This window comes from Chitinophaga sp. GbtcB8 (assembly GCF_019091455.1).
Classification (GTDB): domain Bacteria; phylum Bacteroidota; class Bacteroidia; order Chitinophagales; family Chitinophagaceae; genus Chitinophaga.
Genome location: NZ_JAGXJN010000058.1, coordinates 1 through 25,197, shown reverse-complemented (window position 1 = coordinate 25,197; position 25,197 = coordinate 1). Strand labels below are relative to the sequence as shown.

The window sequence follows — 25,197 nt, the reverse complement described above, 5'->3', positions numbered from 1 at the left end:
TGAAGTTTTTGACCATAGGCATAAGGAACGCATATATTAAGTATAATAAATACAAACAGGAAACCGGTTAATTTTCTGAGGGAGCACATAGGGCTGTAGTGTATATAAAAAATACGAGAATAAAATTTTAAAGAAAAATTTTTATTTAAATTTTTAGCGACTATCTTGTGTGTGGAATAATTATTTAATAGGACTGCAGCCCTAATAACTCAACGTAACCAAATTACAACTTTAACTTAACAATCTACCTTACCTAGCTGTCATTTTAGACAGAAAATTAAATGAATGATCTATGAGACCTTGATCTGCATTACAGAAGAAATTAATAACAACTTTAAAAGAAAGCTACAAACAAACGAAGAAAAAGTGATCTTATCCGGTATTGTGAACCAGGATGGTTCTATAGCAATACAAGGAGAGAATAAGATTGTTGTCACATTGTTGAATGTAGAGAAAGACACTGTTGGTAAAAGCAGCGCCGGAGCCGTTCCGGGCGTAACTATCCCGAACACAGCCTCCGCTGTGAATATCAATTTATATGTGTTGTTTTCCGCCTATTTCAGCAGTGCCAATTATCATGAAGCTCTCAGGTTTCTATCCTTTGTAGTCGCTTACTTTCAATCTAAGAATGTTTTTACCCGGGCCAATACTCCCTCAATGGATCCCCGCATCGGGAAGCTGATCTTTGAGATGGAAAGTCCCGGGGCAGATAAGCTGAACAATATATGGACCACACTGGGAGCTAAGTATATGCCTTCTGTTGTGTACAAGATCCGTATGTTATCATTTGATGATTCCATTATAAAGGAATACAGGCCTTCCGTCACCGGTACAGAAGGACGCGTAGGGCCTGCATAACCAAACTCAAGCCCGGAAACAAATACAGGTGAGATATGAAATATTAACCGCTGTATTTTACCGTCATACTTTTTTCACAGGCCCCGGTTACGATGGGATCAAAGCGCGTGCAACCGCATCCGCAGCACAAAACCTGCTCCGGCATGGTTTGATATTCAAACCACTGCGGGATGGTTTTATGTTGCTGTATGGTGCGCAGCAGGCGGGGAACCAGCGTAGCAGGGATGTTGTGCTGAAAGAAAATTTCACGTTGGAGTTTGATCTGTTCCTTACAGATCATCTGTTCTATAACTATACCCAGGTGAATGTGCCGGATATTACCAGCACAGTTTTCTTTTTCAGTAATGATGCGCAGTCTGCCGAAGGTGTGTTACACCGGGCCGGCTATGTAAGCACACAGGACCTGCGGGCGGTAAATACCTTGCAGGAACAGTTTTTTACAAAGCCCTTTGGAAGAATAGCATTGCAGATAGATGAAAAGCTGCAGTCGTCTTATCAGATCCGCTTTTCTGCCAGGGCCAGCCGTTGGTGCTATTTTTTAATGAGTGAAGGATTGCAGGCGCTTTCCCGGCCTGCCGTGATCAGTACTAACGGAAACGGCTACTTCGGTGTGCCACAATTGGTTACTTTGCCGGACAAGGGCGAAGTGCCCGTATTTATATCTCAGATCCCTGTACCATTAGGGAATGCAAACAAAACCGTTTTTCAGCTGGTAGACTATTCCACTGCCGGCGATGATAAATATAAAGTGATCATATCCGCATTGCCGGCGCCGGAAACGGGCCGGATTTCCAATGCGGCCGCTGCCTTTTATGAAAGCGGGTTTGAATACGCAGAAATATTTTTATACTAATCTCAAAAAAACCACACAAATGGCTTCAACACTCATGACCCCCGGGGTTTACATTGAGGAAAAGAACGCGTTTCCCAGTTCCATAACTGCCGTGGCAACCGCCGTTCCCGTATTTATCGGGTATACGCAAAAGGCGGAACGGAACGGGAAATCATTGGTCCACAAGCCCACCAGGATCACTTCCTTTGCAGAATACCTGGAAAATTTCGGCAGCAGCTTTAAACCTAAGTTCACCCTGGCAGAGCCGGATCCAAAAGTGAAACAGGAAACTTTCCGCATCAATGGCAAAGCATCCATTGTAAAGATCAATGACAAGAACATTGCATACCTGTACAGCAGCATCCGCCTGTTTTACGCCAATGGGGGCAGCACTTGTTACATTGTATCGGTAGGCACCTATGAAGATAAACCCGATGGATTTGATATCAGCGCCGATGATTTTATTGGCTCAGATTCCAAACCTAACGTGTTCACCTTACTGGAAAAAGAACCGGAGCCAACCCTGGTAGTAATACCGGATGCCATAGCACTGGGTGAGGACTGTTATACCACTATTTATACACAGGTGCTGAACCATTGCGCCGGTATGCAAAGCCGCTTTGGTGTTTTTGACCTGGTAAAACAATTACCGGCAGATACTACCGATACGATTGTGACCGCCTTCCGTGAAAAAATAGGCATCAACTTCCTGAACTATGGCGCCGCTTATTATCCCTGGCTGAAAACCGCTGTAGTACAGCCGGACGAGCTAAGTTATGAGAACCTGGATGCATCCGTAGACCTGGAAACTCTGTTGCCGGAACCTGCCGCCACCATCATTGTAAAGAAGTTTAAAGAAAGTACTAACCCCGACAGCAGTACGAAAAAGAATTATCACCAGTCCCTGAAGGCAGCCAGCCCTACGTATGTGCATATACTGGAAGAGATCCGCGGCCTGCTGAATGAGCTGCCCCCCAGTGGCGCCATGGCAGGCATTTACACAACGGTAGATAGTAGCCGTGGTGTATGGAAAGCGCCGGCCAATGTATCCGTAAGCCTGGTGAATGCACCCTCTGTAAATATCTCTAACGAAGAGCAGCAAAGCCTGAACGTAGATATTATTGCCGGTAAATCCATCAATGTGATCCGTCCTTTCCCAGGTGTAGGTACACTGGTATGGGGCGCCAGAACATTGGACGGTAACAGCCTGGACTGGCGTTACATTAACGTGCGCCGTACGCTGATTATGATTGAGCAGTCTGTGAAGCTGGCCGCCCGCACTTATGTATTTGAGCCCAATGATGCAGCCACCTGGATCTCGCTGAAAACCATGATCAGCAACTTCCTGGAAAACCTCTGGAAACAGGGCGCGCTGGCCGGTGCAGCACCAGGCCAGGCATTTGACGTACAGGTAGGCTTAGGCGCCACTATGACCCCGCAGGACATCCTCGACGGCGTTATGCTGGTAACGGTGAAAGTAGCTTTAAGCCGTCCTGCGGAATTTATCGTCATCACTTTCCAGCAGCAAATGCAACAAAGCTAAAGGCTTAAAGCTTTCAGCTTCAATCCTATTTGAATAACTCGTTATTAAACTCATTTTATGCCAGATTTAAAAACAGACGGTTCTACCCAGTCGGCCAACATATGGCCATTAGTAAAATTTTCCTTCAAAGTAATGTGGGATAAAGACGAAATCATATTCCAGGAAGTAAGCGGCCTCTCTTCCGAAACACAGGTGATCGAATATCGCGGCGGCAGCAGCAAAACCTTTTCCACTGTGAAAATGCCGGGTATTCAGAAGTTCAATAACATCACCTTCAAAAAGGGTACGTTCCAGAACGATTCTACCCTGTGGGCAAAATATGTAGGTAAAGATGGCGGTATAAAAATGAATACCATTACACGTGCCAGCGTTACCATCAGCCTGTTGGATGAAACCGGCCAGATAGCTATGAGCTGGTCTTTACTCAATGCTTTCCCGGTGAAGATGCAGGTAACGGATATGAAATCCGATGCCAACGAGGCCGCCATTGAAACTATGGAAGTAGCGCACGAAGGCCTGATGCTCATCTTACCAGCCATCACCTGATCATAAAAACATAACAGATGCCTGATCCTTCACCACCGCCACCATCGGAAGACGCTTCAGCAGTGCCGCTTCCTTACTATCCGCCCTGGAGTTTTTATTTCAGTGTAGTGGTAGAAGGATTTACCGGCGTCAATGAAGGCAGCTTCCAGGAAGTGAGCGGCCTTTCCGTGAAAATGTCGCCAATGGAAGTAAAGGAGGGAGGAGAGAACCGGTTCTCACGCCGGTTGCCTGTTCCTCCTAAGTATGAGAACCTGGTGCTGAAACGCGGCATGCTCATAGGCTCTGAGCTCACCAAGTGGGTGCAGACCAGCCTTACGCAGTTCAGCTTTACACCCGCCACCGTAACATTGAACCTCCTGAATGGTGATGGCAGCATACTGTCAACCTGGAGCTTTTCCAATGCTTACCCGGTAGCTTTAAAGGTCTCCGATCTCAAAGCGCAGGATAATAGCATAGTGGTGGAAACACTGGAGCTGGCCTTCGATTATTTTCAGCAAACAAAATAAGCCATGCCACTCGAAATACGCGAGTTGATCATCAAGGTAACCATTGAAGAACACGCCCCCAAAGCGGTAGGCAACAGTATCGGCAGCAGAGAGCTGCAGGTGCTGAAAGAAAAGATCGTGCGGGAGTGTATGGATAAGCTGATCAGCAACATGGACAATTTATCAGTAAGGTAAACATAGGAGCAAATGCCGGATCCCGGAACACCCACAGCAGGAACACTTGTTAAATTATTAATACAGGGCTATTCGGAGCCTACCGCCACTTCGGGGCTGGTAGGCTCCATCAGCGCTGTCATTAACCCGGAAACCTATACGCTGAGCTATAATATTGCGTATGAGCAGGCAAAGACCTTAGGAGCTTCTGCACCCACGGAAATATTTACCCGCATGTCATCCGGCGATTTTGACCTGGAGCTGCTGGCAGATGGGACCGGGGTAGTGCCGCTGCCCGCAGGTGTTTCTTCCGTAGACGACTATGTTCAGCAAATGATGGATATCGTGTACGACTACCAGGGCGATGTACACCGCCCCAACTACCTGCGCATCACCTGGGGAGAACAGGTATTCACCGGCGTATGTAAGAATATAACAGTGAAGTATACCCTGTTTACTCCCGGAGGCGCTGCCTTACGGGCACTGGTTAAGCTCAAGCTGTCGGAATCCATACCGCTTTCAACAAAAACGCAGCAGGCCCGCAGAAGCTCCCCGGACCTTACCCATATGCGTACCGTTAAAGCCGGTGATACGCTGCCTTTAATGACCTACCGCATTTACGGAGAAGCTTTTCACTACATGGAAGTAGCGCGGGTGAACGGTTTAAACAGCATACACGCTATTAAACCCGGTGATGAGCTGTACTTCCCACCATTAAAGAAATAAACTGAATGGCAGCCGCGAGTCCCACAAACGTACAGGACCCTACTTTACGTGTAACCGTTACCGCTAATGGTAAAGACATACAGGACCTGTATCCGATACTATCCGTACGGGTACATCATGAGATCAACAGGATCTCTTACGCTGAAGTTGTGATCCTGGACGGTACTACTTCAGAAACCCAATCCGGTGTGGCCGGTGATTTCCCCGCCAGCGACAGCGCTTATTTTGTCCCTGGCGGTACCCTGGTTATCACCGCCGGTTACGGACTGGTAGCAGGTACGCAGATCTTTACCGGCATCATCGTAAAGCAATCCATACAGGCCAATGAAAGCGGTACGTTCTCGCTCACTGTTACCTGCAAGCACAGCGCCGTGAAAATGACCATCAATAAAAAAGATGCTGTGTTCGCGAACCAGACAGACAGCGCAATTATGTCTACCCTGGCCGGCAACAGCGGCCTCTCTGCTACTGTTACCTCCACTACAGATGTAAATGAGCTGATGTTCCAGAAGTTTGCAACAGACTGGGATTTTTTACTGGCCCGTGCAGAGTTCAATGGTTACCTGGTATCTCTGAAGGATGACCAGATAATAGTAGGCCCGCCGCAGGTATCCGGTTCGGCAGTGCTGATGGTGGCCTTTGGAGAATCCATCAACAGCTTTCATGCAGAGCTGAATGCAGAAAAGCAGCCGGCATCATTGTCCGCATCTGCCTGGGATCCGCAAACACTCGCCCTGCTGGAATCCAGCGCCACAGAGCCCACCTTGAATGAGCAGGGCAATCCCGCGCCAAAAGCCATGGGCAGCCTGTTGCAGGAAACGCCTTTGCAGCTGGTAGCCAATACTCCCTTAACACAGGCCGAGCTGAAAACCTGGGCTGACAGCACCTTGCTGCGCCTGCGTTTACAGGCCGTCCGCGGCAAAGTATCCTTTATGGGAAATGCCACTGTATTACCCAATACGCTCATAGAACTATCCGGTGTAGGCACCCGCTTTGACGGTACTGCCTATGTAACCGCTGTTACGCACGAAATGAAGGACGGGGAATGGGAAACCCATGTGAAGTTTGGGCTGGATAGTACACCCATCTATGAAAAGAACAACTTTACCTATTTCCCCGCAAACGGCCAGCTGCCTGCCATGCAGGGCTTACAGCTGGGGGAGGTGATGAGCATTTCCATGGATCCCGGCGCAGAGTACCGGGTGCAGGTAAAGCTCGCATCCACCGCCACCGGGCAAACCGGTACCTGGGCACGGCTGGGAAATTTATACGCCACATCCAATGCAGGCGATATTTTTTTTCCGGAAATAGGGGATGAGGTGGTAGTAGGTTTTGTGGAGAACGATCCGCGTTATCCCATCATCCTGGGCAGTTTGTACAGCAAAGGCAAAGTGCCGCCCGTAGTGCCTGCAGACAATAACAACTATACAAAGGCCATCTATACCAAAAGCCAGTTAAAGGTAACGTTTGATGATATGAATAAAGTGATCACCATTGCCACACCCGGCGGTAACACCATTACCATGAGCGATACTGCCATGGGCATACAGATCACGGATATGAACCAGAACACTATTAAAACATCTGCTTCCGGTATAGAGATCACCAGCGTAGCAAATATGACCCTGCAGGCCACCGGCACTATTACGCTGAATGGCACCGGCGGGGTAAATGTTACTACACCGGCCAACGTAGCCGTAAGTGGTATGAACATTGCCAATACCGCCACCACAGCCTTTTCTGCCACCGGTACCAGCACCGCGCAGCTCACATCGGGGGGCGTGGTAACGGTCCTGGGCGCAACAGTAATGATCAATTAATAATTAAGAATTAATTATGGGACAGCCAGCTGCTCGCCTTACTGATATGCACACCTGCCCGATGGTAACACCGGGCCTGCCGCCCATTCCGCATGTAGGCGGTCCCGTTATAGGGCCGGGCATGCCCAATGTGCTCATAGGTATGCTGCCTGCAGCTGCCCTGGGCGATATGCTTACCTGTGTAGGCCCGCCGGATAGCATTGTCAAGGGCTCCGCAACGGTACTCATCGGCGGCCGCCCCGCTGCCCGCATGGGCGATATGACAGCGCATGGCGGTGTAATTGTAACCGGTTTTCCCACCGTATTAATAGGAGGATAAAGATGGCAAAGGAAATACAATCTTTTTTAGGCACCGGCTGGAGCTTTCCACCCTCCTTCGATAAGCTGGATGCCAGTGTGCAAATGGTGTCGGATGTAATGGACATTGAAGAAAGCATCCGCATCATACTCAGCACCATACCCGGCGAACGCCTGATGCAGCCGGACTTTGGCTGTGATATAAAAAGGCTGGTATTTGAAATAGCCGATTCCCGCATGATCAGTGAGCTGAATCATATTATTTACCACGCCCTCTTAAAATATGAACCGCGTATTAAGTTCATAGATGCCGTGGTGGCAGACAGAAGCCAGGATATGGGCGCCCTGTTCATGCAGATCACGTACAGCATTATAGCCACTAACACAAGACATAATATGGTATATCCCTTCTACTACCTGGAAGGTACCAACATTAGCGACGGATGAGCAACTTTTTTGAACATATACAGGACGGTATCAGTCAGTTGGAAAGGCAGTTGGAGGCCCTGGTACCGGACTATGTGAAAGTGGATGACAGGTCGCCGCATGAGCTGCTGCAGCTGCTCACACACATTGCTACCCAGTTTAACTACTACAATTTTCACAACCAGGCAGAAGGCACCTGGGAGGAATTTTTTCATGCTGACCTGGTGGTGATGCTCATCACTGCCAGCGCGCTTGACTTCACACACTATGAAGCCTCGTTCCTGCGCATCCGCGAAAACCTTAACAATGCGGAGAATGATGATGAGCTGTTCGATCATACACAAGCCCTGTTCCTGTTACTGTACGACATTGGCATAGTGCTCATGGATGTGCTGCAGAAATTACGGCAGGCCGATAAAACATACGCCGTCTGGCATTACATAGAGCAGGTAATGGATATCCTGGAAGATGACATGACCCGCCTGCACCGTTTTGAATACCAGGTGATCAGCTTATTTCCCCGGCAGGTAGCCTTACATGAGCACCGCGTACGCCCCCTGGAAATGACGCATACCCTGCGCCGCCTTTACAGCCGCGCATTCAATAACCCCGGTGAAGGCACAGAGGTGTTTGAAGGATTTTATTCCCTGAATACATTGTATGATAACCTGCGTACCAAATTTTACCAGGTATCCAGCTCCGCCGGTTATTATCTAAGGAACCAGCTGGCAGAGATGCAGCATACCCCGCATATGGGCCTGCTGCTGGCATTTATAGAGCTCTATAAACACCTGCAGGAGCAGATCAATAAGCTGCCCAAACGGCATCTTGATTTTTATTACCGGCAGGTGCTGGGCATCCGGTCATTACCCGCCGTACCTGACCGGGTACATATTTTCGTAGAGCCGGTACCGGTAGCCCATAACTTTACTATAGAAAAAGGGCAGGTGCTGCTGGCAGCCACAAATACGCGTAAAGAGCCGCTGCCCTACGTTTTGCAGGATGTGGTAAAGGTGCATAACATAAAGATCATGGGGTTGTATAGCCTGTATGTAAGTGATTATGTGCAGATAGCCGCTCCCACGCTGCAGCTGCGCGATATCCGCGAAGCGCAGCCTTACCTGGCCCTGCACCCAATAACACCCGCGGCAGATTATCAGAAAGAAGGTACGGTCATTAAACCCTGGCTGCTGCTGGGAGAGGACCAGCATGATATTTCAGACTCACGCCGTACCATGGAAGATACCAATGTAGGTTTTATCATTGGCTCGCCGGTAATGTACCTGAAAGATGGTTACCGGCAGGTGCATGTAAAGCTCTATTTTGAGCCGGACACTTTCAGCGGGTTTATAGCCTATGTGCAGAACTTTGCCAAAGTATCTAACCGCACTGAATCCGTAGTGCTTATGCAGCTGCTCGCCGGCGCTTTCCTGCTGTACTACACGGCGCCCGAGGCATGGGAGCCCATTCCGCGTTTTAGTGTAAAAAGCAGCATAACGGAGCTTACGGATAATAGCCTGGAAATTTTCTTTGCGCTGGACCCTACTGACAAACCCTGGGGTGTATATGATGAAAAAGCGCACGGCGGCGGGTTAAGCTCAAAACGGCCCTTCTTAAAAGTGTTGCTGAACAATACCAGCTTTCACCATGCTTACAGCTACCTGCGGCCTATGCTGCTGGAACGTGTATGCGTAAGAGTGAATGTGACTGGCCATAAGTATTTTAAGATGCAGAATAACGTAGGGCCGGTAAACGCAGACAGCTCTTTCCTGTTGTTTGGCCCGCAGCCTTATGTAGGTTCTTTCCTGGATATCCGCAACAGCAACATCTTTAACCGCTTTACACGCAACTTTACTATTAACCTGGAATGGCTGAACCTGCCCCGGCATGAAACTGGCTTTGATGCCTATTATCTCGGCTATGATGCAGGCATGCAGAACGAGGCATTTAAAATAGGCATCAGCAGCTTAAGTAACGGCCTGTATTTTCCGGAACGGCAAAACCAGCAAAACCTGAACCTGTTCCAAACCACCCGCGACCGGGAAGGGAAAATTTATTTATCAGAAAATACAGTGTTGCAGAATGTGGATTTCACCAGGCTGTCATTTCCCAACGATATGCTGCTGGCGGAAGAATGGCAGCCGGACATTTCATTATACCGCGAAGGCGCTGTCCGCCTGGAGCTCCTGTCACCGTCTGAAGCCTTTGGCCATCGCCTGTTTTCGCAGATCTTCCCGGAAGTGATCATGAGCAATGCGCAAAAAAGCCTTCTCCCGAAAAAGAAAATACCGGTCCCTAACCTGCCCTACCTGCCTATTGTTAAATCCATTTCCATTAATTATACGCTGGAACATATGGAAGCCCTCAAATCTGTACAAACAGAGCAGCAGGGCGATGGGCTGGAAGTATACCAGGTGCTGCCCTACGGTTACCGCAAAACTTATCCCGTACCCAATAACACTACTTTTGCGCTGGTACCGGTAGCAGAAGATATGGGCAACCTGTTCATAGGTTTCAACCGCCTGTATCCCAATGAAGAGCTGTCTTTACTTTTTCAGCTGGAAGAAAAACATTACAGTGATACTGCTGTTGGCATCACCCCGCTAAAATGGAGCCACTTAAACAACAACCGCTGGCTGCCTTTTGAAAGAACGCAGCTGTTGTCGGATGATACAAACAACCTGCTGAAAAGCGGTATCATTAAAATACGTGTGCCCGATAACATTAGCAACGGTAGTACCATGCTGCCCCCGGAGCTTTTCTGGATCAGGATCTCCGCAAGTGAGGTTACCGGCGCCAATCCCAGGGTAATAGGCATTTTTCCTAACGCCGTAGTAGCAGAAAGGCAGCTGGCAGGCGACGGCCAAAGCCTGAATGAAACCTTGTCCATTGATCCTTTCTCCATCAAAAAATTTCAAACAGATATAAAAACCATCCAGCAGGTATGGCAGCCATTTCCATCTTTTGGCGGCCGGCAAAAGGAAACGGAAATGCAGTATTATACCCGTGTAAGCGAGCGCCTGCGGCATAAGCAAAGGCCGGTGCTGAGTTTTGATGTTGCGCAGATCCTGCTGCAGGAATTTCCGGAGCTACTGATCGTAAAATGTTTGCCCATTGATGCAAACCGTATGAAGCATATGCCGGAGCAGCCGGACGTGAGCATTATAGTGGTACCTGCCCCGCCCAAGAACAGCAGCGGGCAGTTCAACACCCTGGAACCAAAGGTAGACCTGGCCACGCTGTACCGCATACAGGCCTTTGTACAAAAAAAGATGTCGCCTTTTGTAAAGGCAGAGATCAGGAACCCGGTGTATGAACGCATAAAAGTAGTATGTAAGATCCGGTTCACGCCCACGGATAATAACTACAACGATAACCTGTACCTGCAAAAGCTGCAGGAAGATATCAAACAATACCTTTGCCCATGGCTGTTTAATACCGTTAATGATTTTAAGATAGGCACGGTGTTATACCGTTCGGAAATGCTGAATTTCATTAACCGCCTGCCTTACGTGAATTATGTTACCGGCTTTTCACTGGTGCATTTTTATTATGAAAGAAACCCGCGCAATGGGCAGGTAATGGGCCGCATTACAGATACCGCCCTGGAAGAGGTGCCCTTTATCCGCGCCTCCGTACCGGAAGGGGTGCTCATCCCTTCTGATGAGCATTTGATCACAGTGCTGGAAGCGTCTTTGTATGAAGATCCGAAGGCCCTGGGTATTGACGGATTGCTGGTAAGCAATGAGCTGCTGGTAGGTAAGGAGGCAGATGCAGGCCCGCCGCCGCAGCATGGCAGCTCGCCTTTTGATGAAGAAATGCTCACAATTAGTATTCAACCCAAATAAATCCGGTTCATCATGGACGCTAAACAAAATAAAAAAATGTATGGGCGCGAAGAGCTCAAGCAATATTTCAGGAACGGGAGAATGCCTACAGAAAATCACTTCGGCTATTTGATCGATTCCACGATCAATAAACAGGAAGATGGCTTTTCCAAGGATGAAGAAAATGGATTGCTTATATCCGCCCTGGGCGGCTCTAAAAGGCTGGTCTCTTTTTACCGCGCCACAGACGATCTGGAACCTTTTTTCATGATGGAAAAAGATGAGCAGGAATATCCCAGCCTGCGCCTGCAGCCAAATCCAAGGGAAGGCGCGCAAAAGGAACAGGACGATAAAGCCTTTTTCTTTCATATGGATGGAAAGCTGGGCCTGGGCAAAAAATGTGATCCCAACTTTAAAGTAGATATCAACGGTTTTGCTGGTATGGAAGGCCGGGTGGGCACTTACAAGGTAGGCAGGATCCCGGCAGATGGTAAATGGTACCCCATTTTACAGGAGCTGGATAACTGCCAGGCCTTTGAAGTAGTAGCCCGCACCGGTTTAAAACATGCAGGCCGCCATGCCATGATGCACGCCTATGCGCTCAGCACCTTTGGCGGCAACCGCAATAAGATCCGCCAGGAATGCGCTTATTACGGCTTTTGCTGGAATAAGATCAAGCTGCGCTGGAAAGGCCGCACGCATAACTATGCCCTGCAGCTGCGTACCAACAGCAATTACGGCCCGGGAGTAGAAATTTATTACCGCATTACCCGCCTTTGGGCAGATGATGTTTTTATGCCCGACGAATACTATTACTAGCAGGCAGCAAACTATCCTTCAAATCATCGTTTCATGGCAGATACCCCTTCCGTAGTAATAAACCGCGATAAGGCCCGCGAGGCTGCATTTGACTATGAGCAGCTGCGCCGCGAAGCCATTGCCCATGTGCAGGCTTTGTCCGGTAATACCTGGACAGATTACAACCTGCACGATCCCGGCGTTACCATCCTGGAACAGCTCTGTTATGCCATTACCGACCTGGCCTACCGTACGGATTTTCCTATTGATGAAATACTGGCCGATAAGAACGGTAACATTGACCCGCTGCTGCATACCTTTTTTGCAAAAGCCGCTATCCTCAGCTCAGCGCCCGTAACCATCAATGATTACCGTAAGCTGATCCTGGATGAAGTAGATGAAATAGAGAATATTTGGATTGAGCCTATACCCTCCCTGCAGCCCTGCGGCACTACCAAAGGCACCTACCGGCTGTTTTTGCAGATACAGGATGAGCTGGTAACCGCTGCAGCCAGTGATCCGGATACGCTGAAACCAGTGGTAGCTGCAGTAGAGCGCTGTATGATGACCTACCGTAACATTGGGGAAGATGTGGAAGCCTTTGTAGTGCTGCAGCCGCAGGAAATATCATTGAAGGCTGAGATTATGGTCGATAGCCGTTATGATCCCCAGGAGCTGATGGCCCATATGTGTAATGCATTTGAATTTGCGCTGCATCCGCCCATCCGCTTTTTTACAGAAGCAGAGCTGCTGGACAAAGGTTATAACATAGAAGAAATTTACTGCGGCCCGCTGTTGAAAAAAGGGTTCATTGTGGAAAGCGATCTGCGGCCCCGCCCCAGCATCGTAGATCCGGCAGTGTTAGTAAAGGCGGTATCAGAGGTGGCCGGGGTTATTAAAGTTAAGGCCCTCTCCATTGCCGGCGATGATGGTAATTACTCCGCCCGCCCCTTAACCCTGAAACCCGGCAGCTACCCGATGTTACAGATTGCCGGTGATAAGAACGATATTAAAATATTCAGCGATAAATATGAATACCGTTTAAAAGAAGTGGCTTTCTGGAATAGCTACCAGAAAATGAAGATCATTGCCCGCCGTAAGTTCGTAGGTCAGAAAACAGGAGATGTCCATACGCCCTTAAAAGCATCGTACCGCAATCTCAGCTGGTATTATTCCCTGCAGCATCATTTCCCCTACATTTACGGCATTGGTGAGGAAGGGCTGGATAAGCAGGCCACAGAACGGCGTAAGGCGCAGGCCAAACAGCTGAAGGCATACCTGTTATTCTTTGAGCAGCTGCTGGCCAATTACCTGGCCCAGCTGGGCAGCATGGGCAATTTCTTTTCACCGTTAACAGAAAATGCTACGCCCTACACCTACGCAGTACAGCCTTTATATAACGTGCCGCATGTGCGCCAGCTGCTATCTGCCTTTACAGGAAAACAGCCGGGGCAGGATTGGGATGAGTTTAAGGAAGATACCGGCAATGACTATATGAAAGCGCTGCAGCAGGAGCAGGAAACCAGCAAAACCTATCAGGAACGCAAAACCCGGGTCCTGGATCATTTGCTGGCCCGCTTTAACCTGTCGCTCATGAAATACCCCGTAACGGTTTATGAGCATGTATACGGGGATGCAGCTAATGAGCCCCGCATAAGCCGGGAGCTGGAATGGAAAGCAGACATCCTCCGAAATGTGGTAAAGCTAACTGCCAACCGCCTGCATTCATTCGATTATACAGCAGATCTTTTTACGCCCGGCGAATGGTCGGGTTATGAGAACTGGCTGCGTCATTTACTGTATATACCCGGCGGTAAACGCAAACGCCTCAGCGAAGTATTTGATGCAGAACATTTAAAAGTAGAGGTGCACACACGGCCGGATCACATGCACCTGTGGCTTACCAAAGAATACACAGTACGTGATGAGGTGATCAAGGTAACGCTGCAGGACCTGCCGGACACACCGCCGGAAAACAGGTATGATTACGGCAACCAGCCCGTTTCTTTCCTGAAGCATGGCTTAAGTGCAGAGAACTACCGCATTGTATTTGATGAAGAGCGCCGGGAATACCTGGTAGTATACCGCCACCGCCGGCATGAAGTATGGCGGGTGGTAATAAGGGCCAATACCCGCGCGCATGCCACGCATGCCCTGCAGGATATGATCAAACACCTGCGCAGCATCAGCGAGCAATCCGAAGGGTTTTACCTGGTAGAGCACCTGCTGATGAAACCCTGGAACTATGAACGCAATTTTGGTTACCGCATGTACGACCGTGACGGGAATGTACTAAAAGAGCATCCTTACTGGTACACCTTTGACGAAAGGGAAGAAGCCATCGGCAAGCTGCAGGAAGAAGCTGCAGCGCAGCATGCCTACTTTGAGTTTTACGTAAAGCAGGGTAACGGCCAGATGTTGCGGGAAGACTTTTATCGTTTTGGCCTTACCGTAGTATTTCCCGCATGGCCTGCCCGCTTCCAGCTGCCGGAGTTCAGGGCTTTTGCAGAAGAGCTGTTCCGGGAGCATACCCCGGTGCAGTTTGTGATCCAGTTTAAATGGTTAGGCATTGGCGCTATGCGCAGCTTTGAAAAGGAGTACTTCAACTGGCTGGATCTCCTGCGTCAAAAAAAGGACTTGCAGCAGGATACCAGCGAATTGATTAAGATCCTGGCAGAAGAACATTATTTTGATCTATGAGTGAGGCGCACCATATCATCCGCCAGTACACCTTTGATGTACAAAGCAGCAACAGGGCGCAATCCCTGGCGTTGCAGGAGCGTATCAGCCACCTGTTCCGGCAGCGGATCAGCGGGGATATGGATATGCTGCTGCAAAGGATCGTACCGGAACAAATGGTAGCGGTGCTGGATACCCTTGAATTAGACCTGGGTTTTATTTTATACAAAGATGTAGAAACAGAGCTGCCCGCTAAAATAATGTCGGCCCTGGAAAAGGCGCTGGCAGATATTCTGCGATATGGTATCTCCGGTGAGCAGTACACGCTTACCGGCAAGGTGCAGCTTAAAACCGGTGCAGACCGTTTGTTTGAGCTGCTGCGTTATTACCTGCTCAGCGGCGCCATGCCCTGGTGGGCCACTGCAGCAGAACGTAAACAACCGGAGCAGGCCATCATGCACCTGGCAGGTGCGGAACCTAACCGCCTGGCAGCTTTGCTGCGCGATATTGCCAGGGCAGCGTATGTGCGTCAGCGTATTGCTTACCAGTTTCCCATAACAGCCATTCAGCAGGTAGTTACAGTGCTGGAACCGGCAGAAGCCGTTTTTATCTTCTCCTACAGCCGGGAAATTGTGCAGCTGCAGCAACGTCAAACCATCCTGCAAACAGAAAGTAAAACACTGGAAAGGGCCGTATGGTGGTTTGTGCTGAATTACCTGTTCACGGAAACGAGCGCTTACTTTAACCGCAAGCAGTTTGTACGCAGCCACCTGGCGCAAATGGCGCAGCACTTTAATGTGGCGTATGAGCACTTGTTACAGCTGTTCTATAACGCCCTGTTATTTTATAAGCAGGACATGACAGAAGCCAGCGTAGGCGGTTTTATAAGAACGCTTTACCAGGAATATGCCGGTGAGCAATTGAAGGCAGGCCGCTATCCTCCCAATACCACGGATAATAAGAACACCACACCGGATGAGCAGGTAGCGGTACTCCGCTATTATTTACTCTATGGATCTTTCCCCTGGTGGGCGCCGGCCATTTCCCTGCAAATATTGCAGCAGCAAATGATAACCTTAGCCAAAGACGCCCGCGTGTCTTTGCAGCAAATGTTAAATACAGTATCAGGCGAAGCAGCTTTTAAAAGATGGGAGGCATTGGTGCAAAGAACTGTAGAACAGCAACCCGCCGCAGCACAGCAAACCATGCTGCAGCAGCTCACAGCGCATATCCGGGTAGGGACTAATGGCCGCAGTGGCTTACCATCGTTTGTTACCACCGGTGAGCTAAGGGCCAATGACAGCAACGGTTTACCGCCGCTTACCACTACCACCGCTGAAACCATACCACCGGAACAACAGCAGCTCCGCGATGTATTATTATACCGTCTGCTTTACGGCAGCATTCCCTGGTGGGGCAGCACTTACGCACATTTTTCCATTAACAGCCTTTGGCAGCAGCTCATGGAGCAATCCATGCCGCAGGCCATTGCTGTATTTAAATATGCAGGCACCATCCCCTATGCAATAGAGCGCAGCTTACAGGAAACAACACCCGAAATATTACTCCGCTTAATGCAGGCAGCAAAGTTACCTGCCCCGGTATTGGATGCCTATGAAAGTTTATATGCCTTGCTGCAAACCATCAGTGCGCAAATACAACCTGCCGTGGCCAGCCTGCAATCCCTGCAGTTGCAGTTATTGAAAAGCATCTGGCAAACATGGGCCATTAGCGCTTACATGCAATTGGAATTACCTGCGTTCATAACAGCCGCTATACAATCCTGGGCTGCAACCACCGGCCTGTTGCCCGGCAGCTTGTTGCTGTTAATGAAAAATGCAGCGCCTGCAAATGCTGTGCTGACCGATCATTTACAGCAATTAATAAATGAGCAGCAAACCGCCTGGGCAGCGGTTTACCATCCTGCCGGCAGCACACCGGTTCACCATCTTATACTGGATAATATCCGTAAGGGCATTGTACCCGCTACCACCGCTGCAAAGGAACAAACTGCCCGCCTGGTGCTGGAATGGTGGCAGCATTTCCTGGCCACTGGTCAGCTGCCCCTTACAGCAGGCACTTTTAACCAGCAGTTAACACTGGAGCTGGTAAGTAAAATGCTGGAATGGTTATACGCCAACTACCGGGAACGGCTATCCGCAGCAGCAAATGTTATTACACCATCACCCGTAATACTAAACCAGTTGTTCCTGTTATGGCAGGCAATGGGCGCCACGCCAACGCCTGTACGCGAGCTGTTAGCCGGCTGGTTACAGCAGGCCATTACGCCGCCGGCCGCCGGTACCATGGTTATACAGGATGGATTGTGGCAGGAGCTGCCGGAACCTCGTGTTGCCGCCACTACAGAAGCTTTGCCACGTATTAGCATGCCGGCCGCCGTATCCCGTCTGTTACACCGTTTCCGCCAGTACGATACTATTAGCAGCGCCACAGAACAGCAGCACTGGCTGCAGCAGGCCATTGAGCTGTTAAGCCACTTTTTGGAGCATCAAAAGTTACCAGGTTATTTAGGAACCATCAGCAGCACCATTAGCAATGAGCTGCTCAAACAGGCCGTCATTTTATTATACCGCGAAAAGCCTGCATTACTCACGCAGCTTTTAAATGCAGCAGGCGTACAACCGGCAGCCCGTGTAAGCATTTACCACCTGTTCACCCCACCCGCAGGCATATACGAATCACAGGTACGCCAAAACCTGGAAATTTATGCCGTGCAGGATAGCCTGTTGCTGTTACAGCAAACCATTCATAAACCTATTGGTGGTTTCCGTGAGGCCATACAGTTTTACCGGAACCAGCACCGGCAGGAGCGTTTATCCTTTTACCAGAAAATATTTCAACACCCTGTATTAATAGAGCAGGCCGCCCAACAGCTGGACGATGACACTTTCCTGGAAATGATGCAGGACATTCACATTGGCTGGGGACACCCGCCCCATGCAGCTTTAAAGGAGCTGCAGCAGCTGTTTGATATTATTATCACCGATAGCCAGGAGCGGGAAAAGATCCGCCTGCTGTTCCGCCAGTTCCATATGCAGTTGCTGGCCGGCCATTTTACAGTGCACCACGCCGCGGAGTATGCGCAGCGTTTTCTGCACTTTATTACCGGCTCCGGTATATCCGCAGCAGAAAGCTTTATCGGAAGGCTGGCCGTAAGCAAGGGTGTCATCAATATCACCGCATATGTGCACCTGCGTAATATACTGCCCGCCCTGCAGCAGCAGGCCGCACAGTATGTGCACACCCATGCGCATATGGAGCAGGTACGGCAGCAGCTATACGAAAAAGACAGGCAGCTGCTGCACACCACGCAAAAGCCGGCTGCCATCAGCAAGCCGCCGCAGGAACAGCTACCCTACAACCGTGAATCAGAACAGCTTAAACCACCGGAGATGGAAACTATTTATGTTGGCAATGCCGGCCTGGTATTGCTGCATCCCTTTTTATCATTTGCTTTTCAGCGTTTAGGCTGGTTGGAAAAGGGGAAATTTATCAGTGAGGAAGCGCAGCACCGCGCCATTCACCTGCTGCAGTTCACCGTAGATGGGTTGGAAGAGCACCCGGAACATGCATTGGCATTAAACAAGGTATTGTGTAACTTTCCGCTGGCAGCGCCGGTACCCCTGGAGATTACCCTTACTGAAGAAGAAAAGGAGCTGTCGGTACAGATGTTGAAGGCAGTGATCCAGCAATGGGAGAAAATGAAAAATTCTTCCGTGGAAGGTTTCCAGGGATCTTTCCTGCAACGCGAAGGCGCGCTCCGGGAAACAGATGAAGCCTGGTTCCTGCGGGTAGAGCAACGCGGCTACGACGTAATTATGCAAACGCTTCCCTGGGGTATTGGCACCGTCAAAACCCCGTGGATGGATAAAGTATTATATACAGAATGGGTGTACACATGATCCATGAGAATGCAGGGATCCTGCACCAGGAAATGGCCTGGTTTCAGCAGGTGGTGGACCTGCGCATGAAGAAATATTTTGCAGAAGATGGCAGCGCCACTTTACCGGACCAGCTGCCGCCGCCGCAGCTAAAGGGTAACGGAGCCGTATATGCGCAGATTGTGCAGCATTACAACATGAATACAACAGAACGGCTGGTGCTGCTGCTGGCGCTTATACCGCACATATGCCCGCAGCTGCTGGATGTGTTTTTTACCAAAAATGCTACCTACGACCGTGGCTTTACAGAGTTTGGCGGCATTAAAGGACAACACCACGGCGGATTTTTGCCCACCGGCGAAACAGCCGCTTTCCTTGCCGCCGCCAGCAGCCTGGAACAGCGCTTCCGCCTGATAGAGCTGTTTAGCCCCGACCATTTTTTTGCCAAACATTCCATCTTAAAGCTGGTACCCTCTCATGCAGAAGAACCCCTGCTTAGCGGCACCCTTAGCCTGTACCCGGAATATCTCAGCTACTTTACACTAGGCACTGCCCATAAGCCGGATTACAGTATAAACTTCCCGGCTAAACGAATTGAGACCGGCCTGGAATGGAACGACCTGGTGCTGGAAGATCATACCATGGAAGAAGTAGAGGAGATCCGCGCCTGGATAGAACATGGCAATACCCTCATGAACGACTGGGGCATGAGCCGTAAGATAAAACCCGGCTACCGCAGCCTGTTCTACGGCCCGCCGGGCACCGGTAAATCCATGACTGCCTGCCTGCTTGGCAAAACCTTTAGCATGGATGTGTATCGGATAGACCTGTCCATGATCGTATCCAAGTTCATTGGTGAAACCGAAAAGAACCTGGCCCAGGTATTTGACCGCGCCGCCAACCAGAACTGGATACTGTTCTTTGATGAAGCAGATGCATTGTTCGGCAAGCGCACGCAAACCTCCTCCTCCAACGACCGTTATGCCAACCAGGAAGTAGCTTACCTGTTACAGCGCATAGAAGATTTCCCCGGCATGATCGTACTGGCCACCAACCTCAAAGCCAATATTGACGAAGCTTTTGGCCGCCGTTTTCAATCCATGATCTACTTCTCTATGCCCGGCCCTGAACAGCGTTTTCGTTTATGGCAGCAGGCATTCCCATCCAACGTGCAGCTGGAAGAAAAGCTAAACCTGGAAGAAATTGCCAAAAAGCACGAGCTGGCCGGTGGCGCTATTATTAATGTAAGCCGTTACAGCTGCCTGATGGCGTTGAAACGTAACAGCACTACTATACTGCATAAAGATGTAGTGAATGGTATCCGGAAGGAGTTTGGGAAGGAGGGGAAAACGGTGTAGGATGAAAAACCTATTCTGTATATTTACTATGTTATATGCATGCTGCCCGGGATGACAACTATGACAGATTATATCTGGTGGATCAATTGTAATGACGTTTCATTTTGCCCTTTCAAGTAATTCTTCCCCAATGTCCAGCGCGGCCCTTATGATATCCTTGATAAGTGGCATGCCATTATCGCTATTGGTAAAGAGCACCAGGCCTCTTTTAGATCCAGGTAAAAGGATAATGATGGTTCTTACGCCAGGGTCGCTACCGCCATGTACCAGTGCAAACTCATTCCCTTTCAGATGATTAAATACTTCCCAGCCAAGTCCGAATTTTGCATCCGGATCTTTTGATTGTATGTGTATCATGTCCTGCCAGATCTTATCGCTTAACTCTTTTTTCTTTAAAACGTTTACCCCAAACGTCGTATAGTCGCTGATGGTGGTCATTAGCAGATCTGCTGCGCTTGTTTCTTTGTTTTTTCTGATTTCGTATGGTTCAATTTCTTTGTTATGGGGTATCGCATATCTGTCGGTTGTTACACTGTCATCCCAGAAGAAATGGGTGTCTTTCATACCATCCGGCTTGAAAAGATATTTGTCTACGATCGCAGCAAGCGGCATTTTGAATTTAGCCTCCAATGCATGTTTAAGATATTCTAAACCCTCACCGGAATATTGGGTTTTAGTGCCTGGCTCAAAATCGAAGGCAAGTTTACCGGTTGAATGAAGCCAGCGCCAGTTAACAAAACCGGTTTGATGTGAAAGTACATGACGGGTGGTTAAGAGCTTATTTCTTGGATCGTTCTTCACATCAGGGTCAATCCAATATTTGGATAGGGGTTCATCAAGCAACCAAAGACCTTTGCTTACTAATCGCAATGTGGTCATCTCTACAATAGGCTTGGTAAGCGACGCTACCTGGAAGATAGCATTGATTGGAGCCGGCGTCCCTGATTTCAATTCACCCAGGACCTTTGCATTTTTTAGTTCATCGTTTTCGATAGTGCCAATACCCAAAGCCAGCACTTTATACTTTTGCATAAGAGCCGTTAATACCGTGTCGTTGGGTACATTAACAACGGACTGACCAACCACCGGGAAGATCGCTGGCCCTAATAATAAAAGAAGAAAGTAAAATCTTCTCATTTCATGAATTTTTTATGTGGAAACCGTTCAGGACAGGCCTGCCCGCTAAAGGATAGGTAATAATAGTTAATTAACTTAATAATGCAAATATTCAGTCTTTCACTCTGGAAATTTTATACTATTTTCGGCTAAATGAGTACCGCATTCCCTGATGCCTAAACCGTTGGATACCAATTTTATTTCCCATACTATTATGAGATACACGCTTATTTTACTGACAGCAATATTTTTCATTTCCTGTAACTGGGCAAAACAGAAAGCCAAAAATACCGTGAACAAAACCGGAGAGATCGTTGCCAAAACGGGCGCCGAATTTGCCGACGGAGTTGCACAAGGGGTTGAGAAAACATTTAAGAACGAAGTAATAATTTCCAAAGAGCTTAAAAATTGCGGTTTAAGTTCAGGAAAGATCATTATTAACAGTTCAGATAGTACAGTTGACAATGTATTAACAGCTTATCTGATCTTTGATAAAACCATTGAGAAGACTATAACTATAAAAGTATTTAACCAGGACGGACAGGAATATGGCCGGGTAAGACAAGCAGTAAAGGGCGAAATAGGAGAAGCAAAATATATTGACTTTGTTTTCGACAAAAGAACAAACATTGACGGTAAAGGGAAAGTAACCTTTGAGTAAACATAAACCATATGGAGCAGCACTCCCTCTTAGACGACAACACCTTTGAAGCACAATTTGCAGCCTGCAAATTATCTCCCGGCATGTTTACCCACGAAGCTCACATCCGGCTGGCCTGGATCCATGTTAAAAAATATGGTGTTGAGCAGGCCATACAAAACATCTGCAGCCAGCTAATAGCCTTTGTAGATGCCGTTGGCGCAGGGGATAAATACAATAAAACACTAACAATAGCAGCCATCAAAGCTGTAAAACATTTCATAGATAAAGAACCGGTAGATAATTTCAGTGACTTTATAACCAGGTTTCCAAGGTTGAAATACAACTTCAAAGAGCTGCTGGCTTTTCACTATAAGGTGGATATTTACAATTCCCCAAAGGCAAAACAGAAGTTTTTAGAGCCTGATCTGTTGCCGTTTACGTAAGACGTAAGAATATACCATCTGATAATATCGGCATAGAATGAGGACTGCTGCCGTCCCGTACCGGTCACCAACTGTCCTAAACCGGACACTTTCACTCCACCCATTTATTGATAACCAGTCACTTACCTCCCCGGCATTTTTATTGACACCTCTCCTGAACCAAACCATCCGTATGTTCAGAAATTACTTTAAAACCGCCTGGAGAAATTTACTGAAAAATAAAACCGCCGCTTTTATCAACATCGGCGGGCTATCAGCAGGGTTAACCGTTGCAATGCTCATTGGTTTATGGATGTACAATGAGCTTACTTACAACCACTATCATCAAAATTACAGGAATATAGCGTTGGTCATGGAAAGCCGCAGCACCAGCGGCGGCGTAGAGGTTTCCTGGAACACGCCTTATCCTACGGGGCCGGAGCTACGCAGTTTGTACGGCAATGATTTCAAACATATCATCATGTCCTCGCTGGCAACCGGCGAAATACTTGGCAACGGCGACAAGCATCTTAATAAAACCGGTTATTACATGGAGCCCGGCGCCATTGATATGCTGAACCTGCGCCTCATTAAAGGCAGCCGCTCCGGTTTAAATGAGCCGGCTTCCATTATGCTGTCAAAGTCAGTAGCTGCGGCCTTCTTCGGGAACAGCGATCCCATAGGGCTGCTCATGAAAATTAATAATGAGGTGAATGTCAAGATCACCGGCGTATATGAAGATATTCCCGCTAATTCCGACTTTAGCGATATGGGCTACCTGGCACCCTGGCAGCTGTACGTAGCCAACCGCAATTGGATCCAAAAAGATAACTGGGACCAGGACGGCTTTCAAACTTATGTGCAGATAGGCGATCATGCAAATATGGCCCGGGTATCCAGCAAAATAAAAGATCTGAAGCTGCGCCGCGTAAAAGGGGAGGAGGCAAAACAGCATCCGCAGATGCTCCTGTTCCCTATGGACCGCTGGCATTTATTCTCCAATTTTAATAACGGTATAAGTGTAGGCGGCAGCATCCGTTATGTGTGGATGTTTGGTATTATCGGCGCCTTCGTATTACTGCTGGCCTGTATCAACTTCATGAATTTATCTACTGCCCGGTCAGAAAAGCGGGCGCGCGAGGTGGGCATCCGTAAAGCCATTGGCTCCATGCGGCAGCAGCTGGTACGCCAGTTCCTGAGTGAGTCATTACTGGTAGTAGCATTCGCTTTTATCTTATCACTGTTATTTGCGCAGTTAATGCTGCCATTGTTTAATAATATAGCCGGTAAAAAGATCAGCATCTTATGGTCAGAGCCGCTGTTCTGGGCCGCAGGCATAGGTTTTTGCCTGTTAACCGCATTCATAGCCGGCAGTTATCCTGCGTTTTATTTATCCTCATTCCAACCCGTAAAAGCATTAAAAGGTACCTTCCGCGCAGGACGTTTAGCTGCCATACCGCGCAAAGTATTGGTGGTAGTACAGTTTACCGTATCCGCTGCTTTGATCATTGGGGTCATCATTGTATTCCGCCAGATCCAGCTAGGTAAAGACCGTGCAGTAGGTTACAATAAGAATGGCCTTATTATGGTAGGAACACCAACAGCCGAAATTCACGACCACATCACAGCTGTACGCAACCAGCTTAAAGAAACCGGCGCTGTAACAGAAGTAGCAGAATCCCTGAACCGTATGACCAGCGTAAGCTTTGGCGCCAATGGCCTGGATTGGGATAATAGCGGGCCGCATTCTGATGAATGGTTTGCCAAAGCCTACATCACTTCGGAATTTGGTAAAACAGTAGGCTGGCAGTTTGTGCAGGGCCGCGACTTCTCCGGTCAGCTGGCATCTGATTCCAATGCCATTGTTTTAAATGAAACCGCTGTTAAATTCATGGGTTTAAAAGACCCTGTAGGAAAAGTGATTAAGATCACCCTGTTTGAAAAAACAAAACCTTACACTGTAATAGGTGTAATTAAAGATATGCTGATGGAATCTCCTTACTACGCCGTAAGAAAAACCATCTACCTGCTGGACAATCATAAAGGCAACTACCTCAACATCCGCTTAAACCCGCATGTGGGTACAAGCGCAGCCTTACAGCAAATAGAAAAAGTATTTAAAGCCTACATGCCCAATGCACCCTTTGAATATCAATTTGTAGATAATGAATTTGCAAGGAAGTTTGCAGATGAGCAGCGCGTAGGCAGCCTGGCCACCTTGTTTGCCATCCTGGCCATCTTTATCAGCTGTTTAGGTTTATTTGGGCTGGCATCTTTTGTAGCAGAACAGCGCACCAAGGAAATTGGCGTGCGCAAGGTATTAGGTGCATCCGTGTTCACCATCTGGCGTTTGATCAGTAAAGAATTTGCCTGGCTGGTCATCATCTCTTTACTGATATCGGTGCCCCTGTCCTGGTATTGCATGCATAGCTGGCTGCAGAACTATGAGTACCGCACTACTATACCCTGGTGGGTATTTGCAGCAGCAGGCGCAGGTACATTATTCATCACCTTATTAACGGTAAGCCATCAGAGTATTAAAGCAGCGTTAATGAACCCGGTAAAGAGTTTACGGGCAGAGTAGTTATCTTTTATCCATTCACCGCTTTCGCGCCCATCACATCCGCTTCATGCTCCAATCCCGGGTCATCATTCACGGGCACACTTTCTTCCATTTGCATGGTAGGCTGCACACGTCCCTGGCGTTGGTGCACCACATGCCAGGCCCCATGCGGCAAATGTTTT

Annotated in this window: 19 protein-coding genes; 18 read left to right on the top strand and 1 reads right to left on the bottom strand. The window is 48.5% G+C overall.

The genetic code is table 11. The annotated features are described in order from the left end of the window. Positions 1-285: 285 nt before the first annotated feature. From KVT36_RS30100 to KVT36_RS30030, 15 genes are read left to right on the top strand one after another with little or no spacing between them, the layout of a single operon-like run. Positions 286-858: a DUF4255 domain-containing protein gene (locus KVT36_RS30100; RefSeq protein WP_217607136.1), complete on the top strand. Its 573-nt coding sequence runs from the start codon at positions 286-288 to the stop codon at positions 856-858. A gap of 28 nt (positions 859-886) precedes the next feature. Next, positions 887-1,711, top strand: a complete 825-nt coding sequence (locus KVT36_RS30095) for a hypothetical protein (protein ID WP_217607135.1) — start codon at positions 887-889, stop codon at positions 1,709-1,711. A 19-nt stretch (positions 1,712-1,730) separates the two neighbouring features. Further along, on the top strand, positions 1,731-3,233 hold the full coding sequence (locus KVT36_RS30090; RefSeq protein WP_217607134.1) for a phage tail sheath C-terminal domain-containing protein: 1,503 nt from the start codon (positions 1,731-1,733) through the stop codon (positions 3,231-3,233). A 57-nt stretch (positions 3,234-3,290) separates the two neighbouring features. Next, on the top strand, positions 3,291-3,779 hold the full coding sequence (locus tag KVT36_RS30085; protein ID WP_217607133.1) for a phage tail protein: 489 nt from the start codon (positions 3,291-3,293) through the stop codon (positions 3,777-3,779). 17 nt (positions 3,780-3,796) lie between these two features. Then, positions 3,797-4,285 (top strand): phage tail protein, encoded by a 489-nt coding sequence (locus tag KVT36_RS30080; RefSeq protein WP_217607132.1) that lies wholly within the window; start codon positions 3,797-3,799, stop codon positions 4,283-4,285. Between the two features lie 3 nt (positions 4,286-4,288). After that, the gene (locus KVT36_RS30075; RefSeq protein ID WP_217607131.1) at positions 4,289-4,459 is read left to right on the top strand and encodes a DUF5908 family protein; all 171 of its coding nucleotides are present in this window, start codon (positions 4,289-4,291) and stop codon (positions 4,457-4,459) included. 12 nt (positions 4,460-4,471) lie between these two features. Next, positions 4,472-5,164 carry a hypothetical protein gene (locus KVT36_RS30070; protein WP_217607130.1) on the top strand — a complete coding sequence of 231 codons (693 nt, stop codon included), beginning with the start codon at positions 4,472-4,474 and terminating at the stop codon, positions 5,162-5,164. 5 nt (positions 5,165-5,169) lie between these two features. Next, positions 5,170-6,984 (top strand): type VI secretion system tip protein VgrG, encoded by a 1,815-nt coding sequence (gene vgrG / locus KVT36_RS30065; protein ID WP_217607129.1) that lies wholly within the window; start codon positions 5,170-5,172, stop codon positions 6,982-6,984. Between the two features lie 16 nt (positions 6,985-7,000). Then, complete coding sequence (locus tag KVT36_RS30060; RefSeq protein WP_217607128.1) at positions 7,001-7,303, top strand: PAAR domain-containing protein; 303 nt, start codon at positions 7,001-7,003, stop codon at positions 7,301-7,303. A gap of 2 nt (positions 7,304-7,305) precedes the next feature. Next, entirely contained in the window at positions 7,306-7,728 is a 423-nt protein-coding gene (locus tag KVT36_RS30055) for a GPW/gp25 family protein (protein ID WP_089915563.1), read from the top strand. Further along, positions 7,725-11,555, top strand: a complete 3,831-nt coding sequence (locus KVT36_RS30050) for a hypothetical protein (protein WP_217607127.1) — start codon at positions 7,725-7,727, stop codon at positions 11,553-11,555. The genes KVT36_RS30055 and KVT36_RS30050 overlap by 4 nt, the downstream gene beginning before the upstream one ends. Positions 11,556-11,567: 12 nt before the next feature. Further along, on the top strand, positions 11,568-12,353 hold the full coding sequence (locus tag KVT36_RS30045) for a hypothetical protein (RefSeq protein WP_217607126.1): 786 nt from the start codon (positions 11,568-11,570) through the stop codon (positions 12,351-12,353). A 33-nt stretch (positions 12,354-12,386) separates the two neighbouring features. Then, positions 12,387-15,032, top strand: coding sequence for a hypothetical protein (locus KVT36_RS30040; protein ID WP_217607125.1), 2,646 nt, complete (start codon positions 12,387-12,389; stop codon positions 15,030-15,032). Beyond that, a complete protein-coding gene (locus KVT36_RS30035; RefSeq protein ID WP_217607124.1) occupies positions 15,029-18,934 on the top strand; it encodes a contractile injection system tape measure protein in 3,906 nt (1,301 codons plus the stop codon). The genes KVT36_RS30040 and KVT36_RS30035 overlap by 4 nt, the downstream gene beginning before the upstream one ends. Continuing rightward, positions 18,931-20,271: an ATP-binding protein gene (locus KVT36_RS30030; protein ID WP_254640262.1), complete on the top strand. Its 1,341-nt coding sequence runs from the start codon at positions 18,931-18,933 to the stop codon at positions 20,269-20,271. Before KVT36_RS30035 ends, KVT36_RS30030 begins: the two co-directional genes overlap by 4 nt. Positions 20,272-20,370: 99 nt before the next feature. On the opposite strand, the gene KVT36_RS30025 is transcribed toward KVT36_RS30030, so the two are convergent. Then, positions 20,371-21,408, bottom strand: a complete 1,038-nt coding sequence (locus tag KVT36_RS30025) for a serine hydrolase (protein WP_217607122.1) — start codon at positions 21,406-21,408, stop codon at positions 20,371-20,373. Between the two features lie 193 nt (positions 21,409-21,601). On the opposite strand from KVT36_RS30025, the gene KVT36_RS30020 reads away from it, so the two are divergent. The 3 genes from KVT36_RS30020 (at position 21,602) to KVT36_RS30010 (ending at position 25,036) form a co-directional block, all read left to right on the top strand. Then, positions 21,602-22,048, top strand: a complete 447-nt coding sequence (locus KVT36_RS30020) for a hypothetical protein (RefSeq protein ID WP_217607121.1) — start codon at positions 21,602-21,604, stop codon at positions 22,046-22,048. A gap of 11 nt (positions 22,049-22,059) precedes the next feature. Further along, positions 22,060-22,473 carry a hypothetical protein gene (locus tag KVT36_RS30015; RefSeq protein ID WP_217607120.1) on the top strand — a complete coding sequence of 138 codons (414 nt, stop codon included), beginning with the start codon at positions 22,060-22,062 and terminating at the stop codon, positions 22,471-22,473. Positions 22,474-22,645: 172 nt separating this feature from the next. Next, positions 22,646-25,036, top strand: coding sequence for an ABC transporter permease (locus KVT36_RS30010; RefSeq protein ID WP_217607119.1), 2,391 nt, complete (start codon positions 22,646-22,648; stop codon positions 25,034-25,036). The last annotated feature ends 161 nt before the right edge of the window (positions 25,037-25,197 follow it).

Bases quoted from the DNA above. Each gene is read 5' to 3' on its own strand.
- KVT36_RS30100 (WP_217607136.1), top strand. From the start codon at position 286: ATGATCTATGAGACCTTGATCTGCATTACAGAAGAAATTAATAACAAC.
- KVT36_RS30090 (WP_217607134.1), top strand. From the start codon at position 1,731: ATGGCTTCAACACTCATGACCCCCGGGGTTTACATTGAGGAAAAGAAC.
- KVT36_RS30085 (WP_217607133.1), top strand. From the start codon at position 3,291: ATGCCAGATTTAAAAACAGACGGTTCTACCCAGTCGGCCAACATATGG.
- KVT36_RS30080 (WP_217607132.1), top strand. From the start codon at position 3,797: ATGCCTGATCCTTCACCACCGCCACCATCGGAAGACGCTTCAGCAGTG.
- KVT36_RS30075 (WP_217607131.1), top strand. From the start codon at position 4,289: ATGCCACTCGAAATACGCGAGTTGATCATCAAGGTAACCATTGAAGAA.
- KVT36_RS30070 (WP_217607130.1), top strand. From the start codon at position 4,472: ATGCCGGATCCCGGAACACCCACAGCAGGAACACTTGTTAAATTATTA.
- vgrG (WP_217607129.1), top strand. From the start codon at position 5,170: ATGGCAGCCGCGAGTCCCACAAACGTACAGGACCCTACTTTACGTGTA.
- KVT36_RS30060 (WP_217607128.1), top strand. From the start codon at position 7,001: ATGGGACAGCCAGCTGCTCGCCTTACTGATATGCACACCTGCCCGATG.
- KVT36_RS30055 (WP_089915563.1), top strand. From the start codon at position 7,306: ATGGCAAAGGAAATACAATCTTTTTTAGGCACCGGCTGGAGCTTTCCA.
- KVT36_RS30050 (WP_217607127.1), top strand. From the start codon at position 7,725: ATGAGCAACTTTTTTGAACATATACAGGACGGTATCAGTCAGTTGGAA.
- KVT36_RS30045 (WP_217607126.1), top strand. From the start codon at position 11,568: ATGGACGCTAAACAAAATAAAAAAATGTATGGGCGCGAAGAGCTCAAG.
- KVT36_RS30040 (WP_217607125.1), top strand. From the start codon at position 12,387: ATGGCAGATACCCCTTCCGTAGTAATAAACCGCGATAAGGCCCGCGAG.
- KVT36_RS30035 (WP_217607124.1), top strand. From the start codon at position 15,029: ATGAGTGAGGCGCACCATATCATCCGCCAGTACACCTTTGATGTACAA.
- KVT36_RS30030 (WP_254640262.1), top strand. From the start codon at position 18,931: ATGATCCATGAGAATGCAGGGATCCTGCACCAGGAAATGGCCTGGTTT.
- KVT36_RS30025 (WP_217607122.1), bottom strand. From the start codon at position 21,408: ATGAGAAGATTTTACTTTCTTCTTTTATTATTAGGGCCAGCGATCTTC.
- KVT36_RS30020 (WP_217607121.1), top strand. From the start codon at position 21,602: ATGAGATACACGCTTATTTTACTGACAGCAATATTTTTCATTTCCTGT.
- KVT36_RS30015 (WP_217607120.1), top strand. From the start codon at position 22,060: ATGGAGCAGCACTCCCTCTTAGACGACAACACCTTTGAAGCACAATTT.
- KVT36_RS30010 (WP_217607119.1), top strand. From the start codon at position 22,646: ATGTTCAGAAATTACTTTAAAACCGCCTGGAGAAATTTACTGAAAAAT.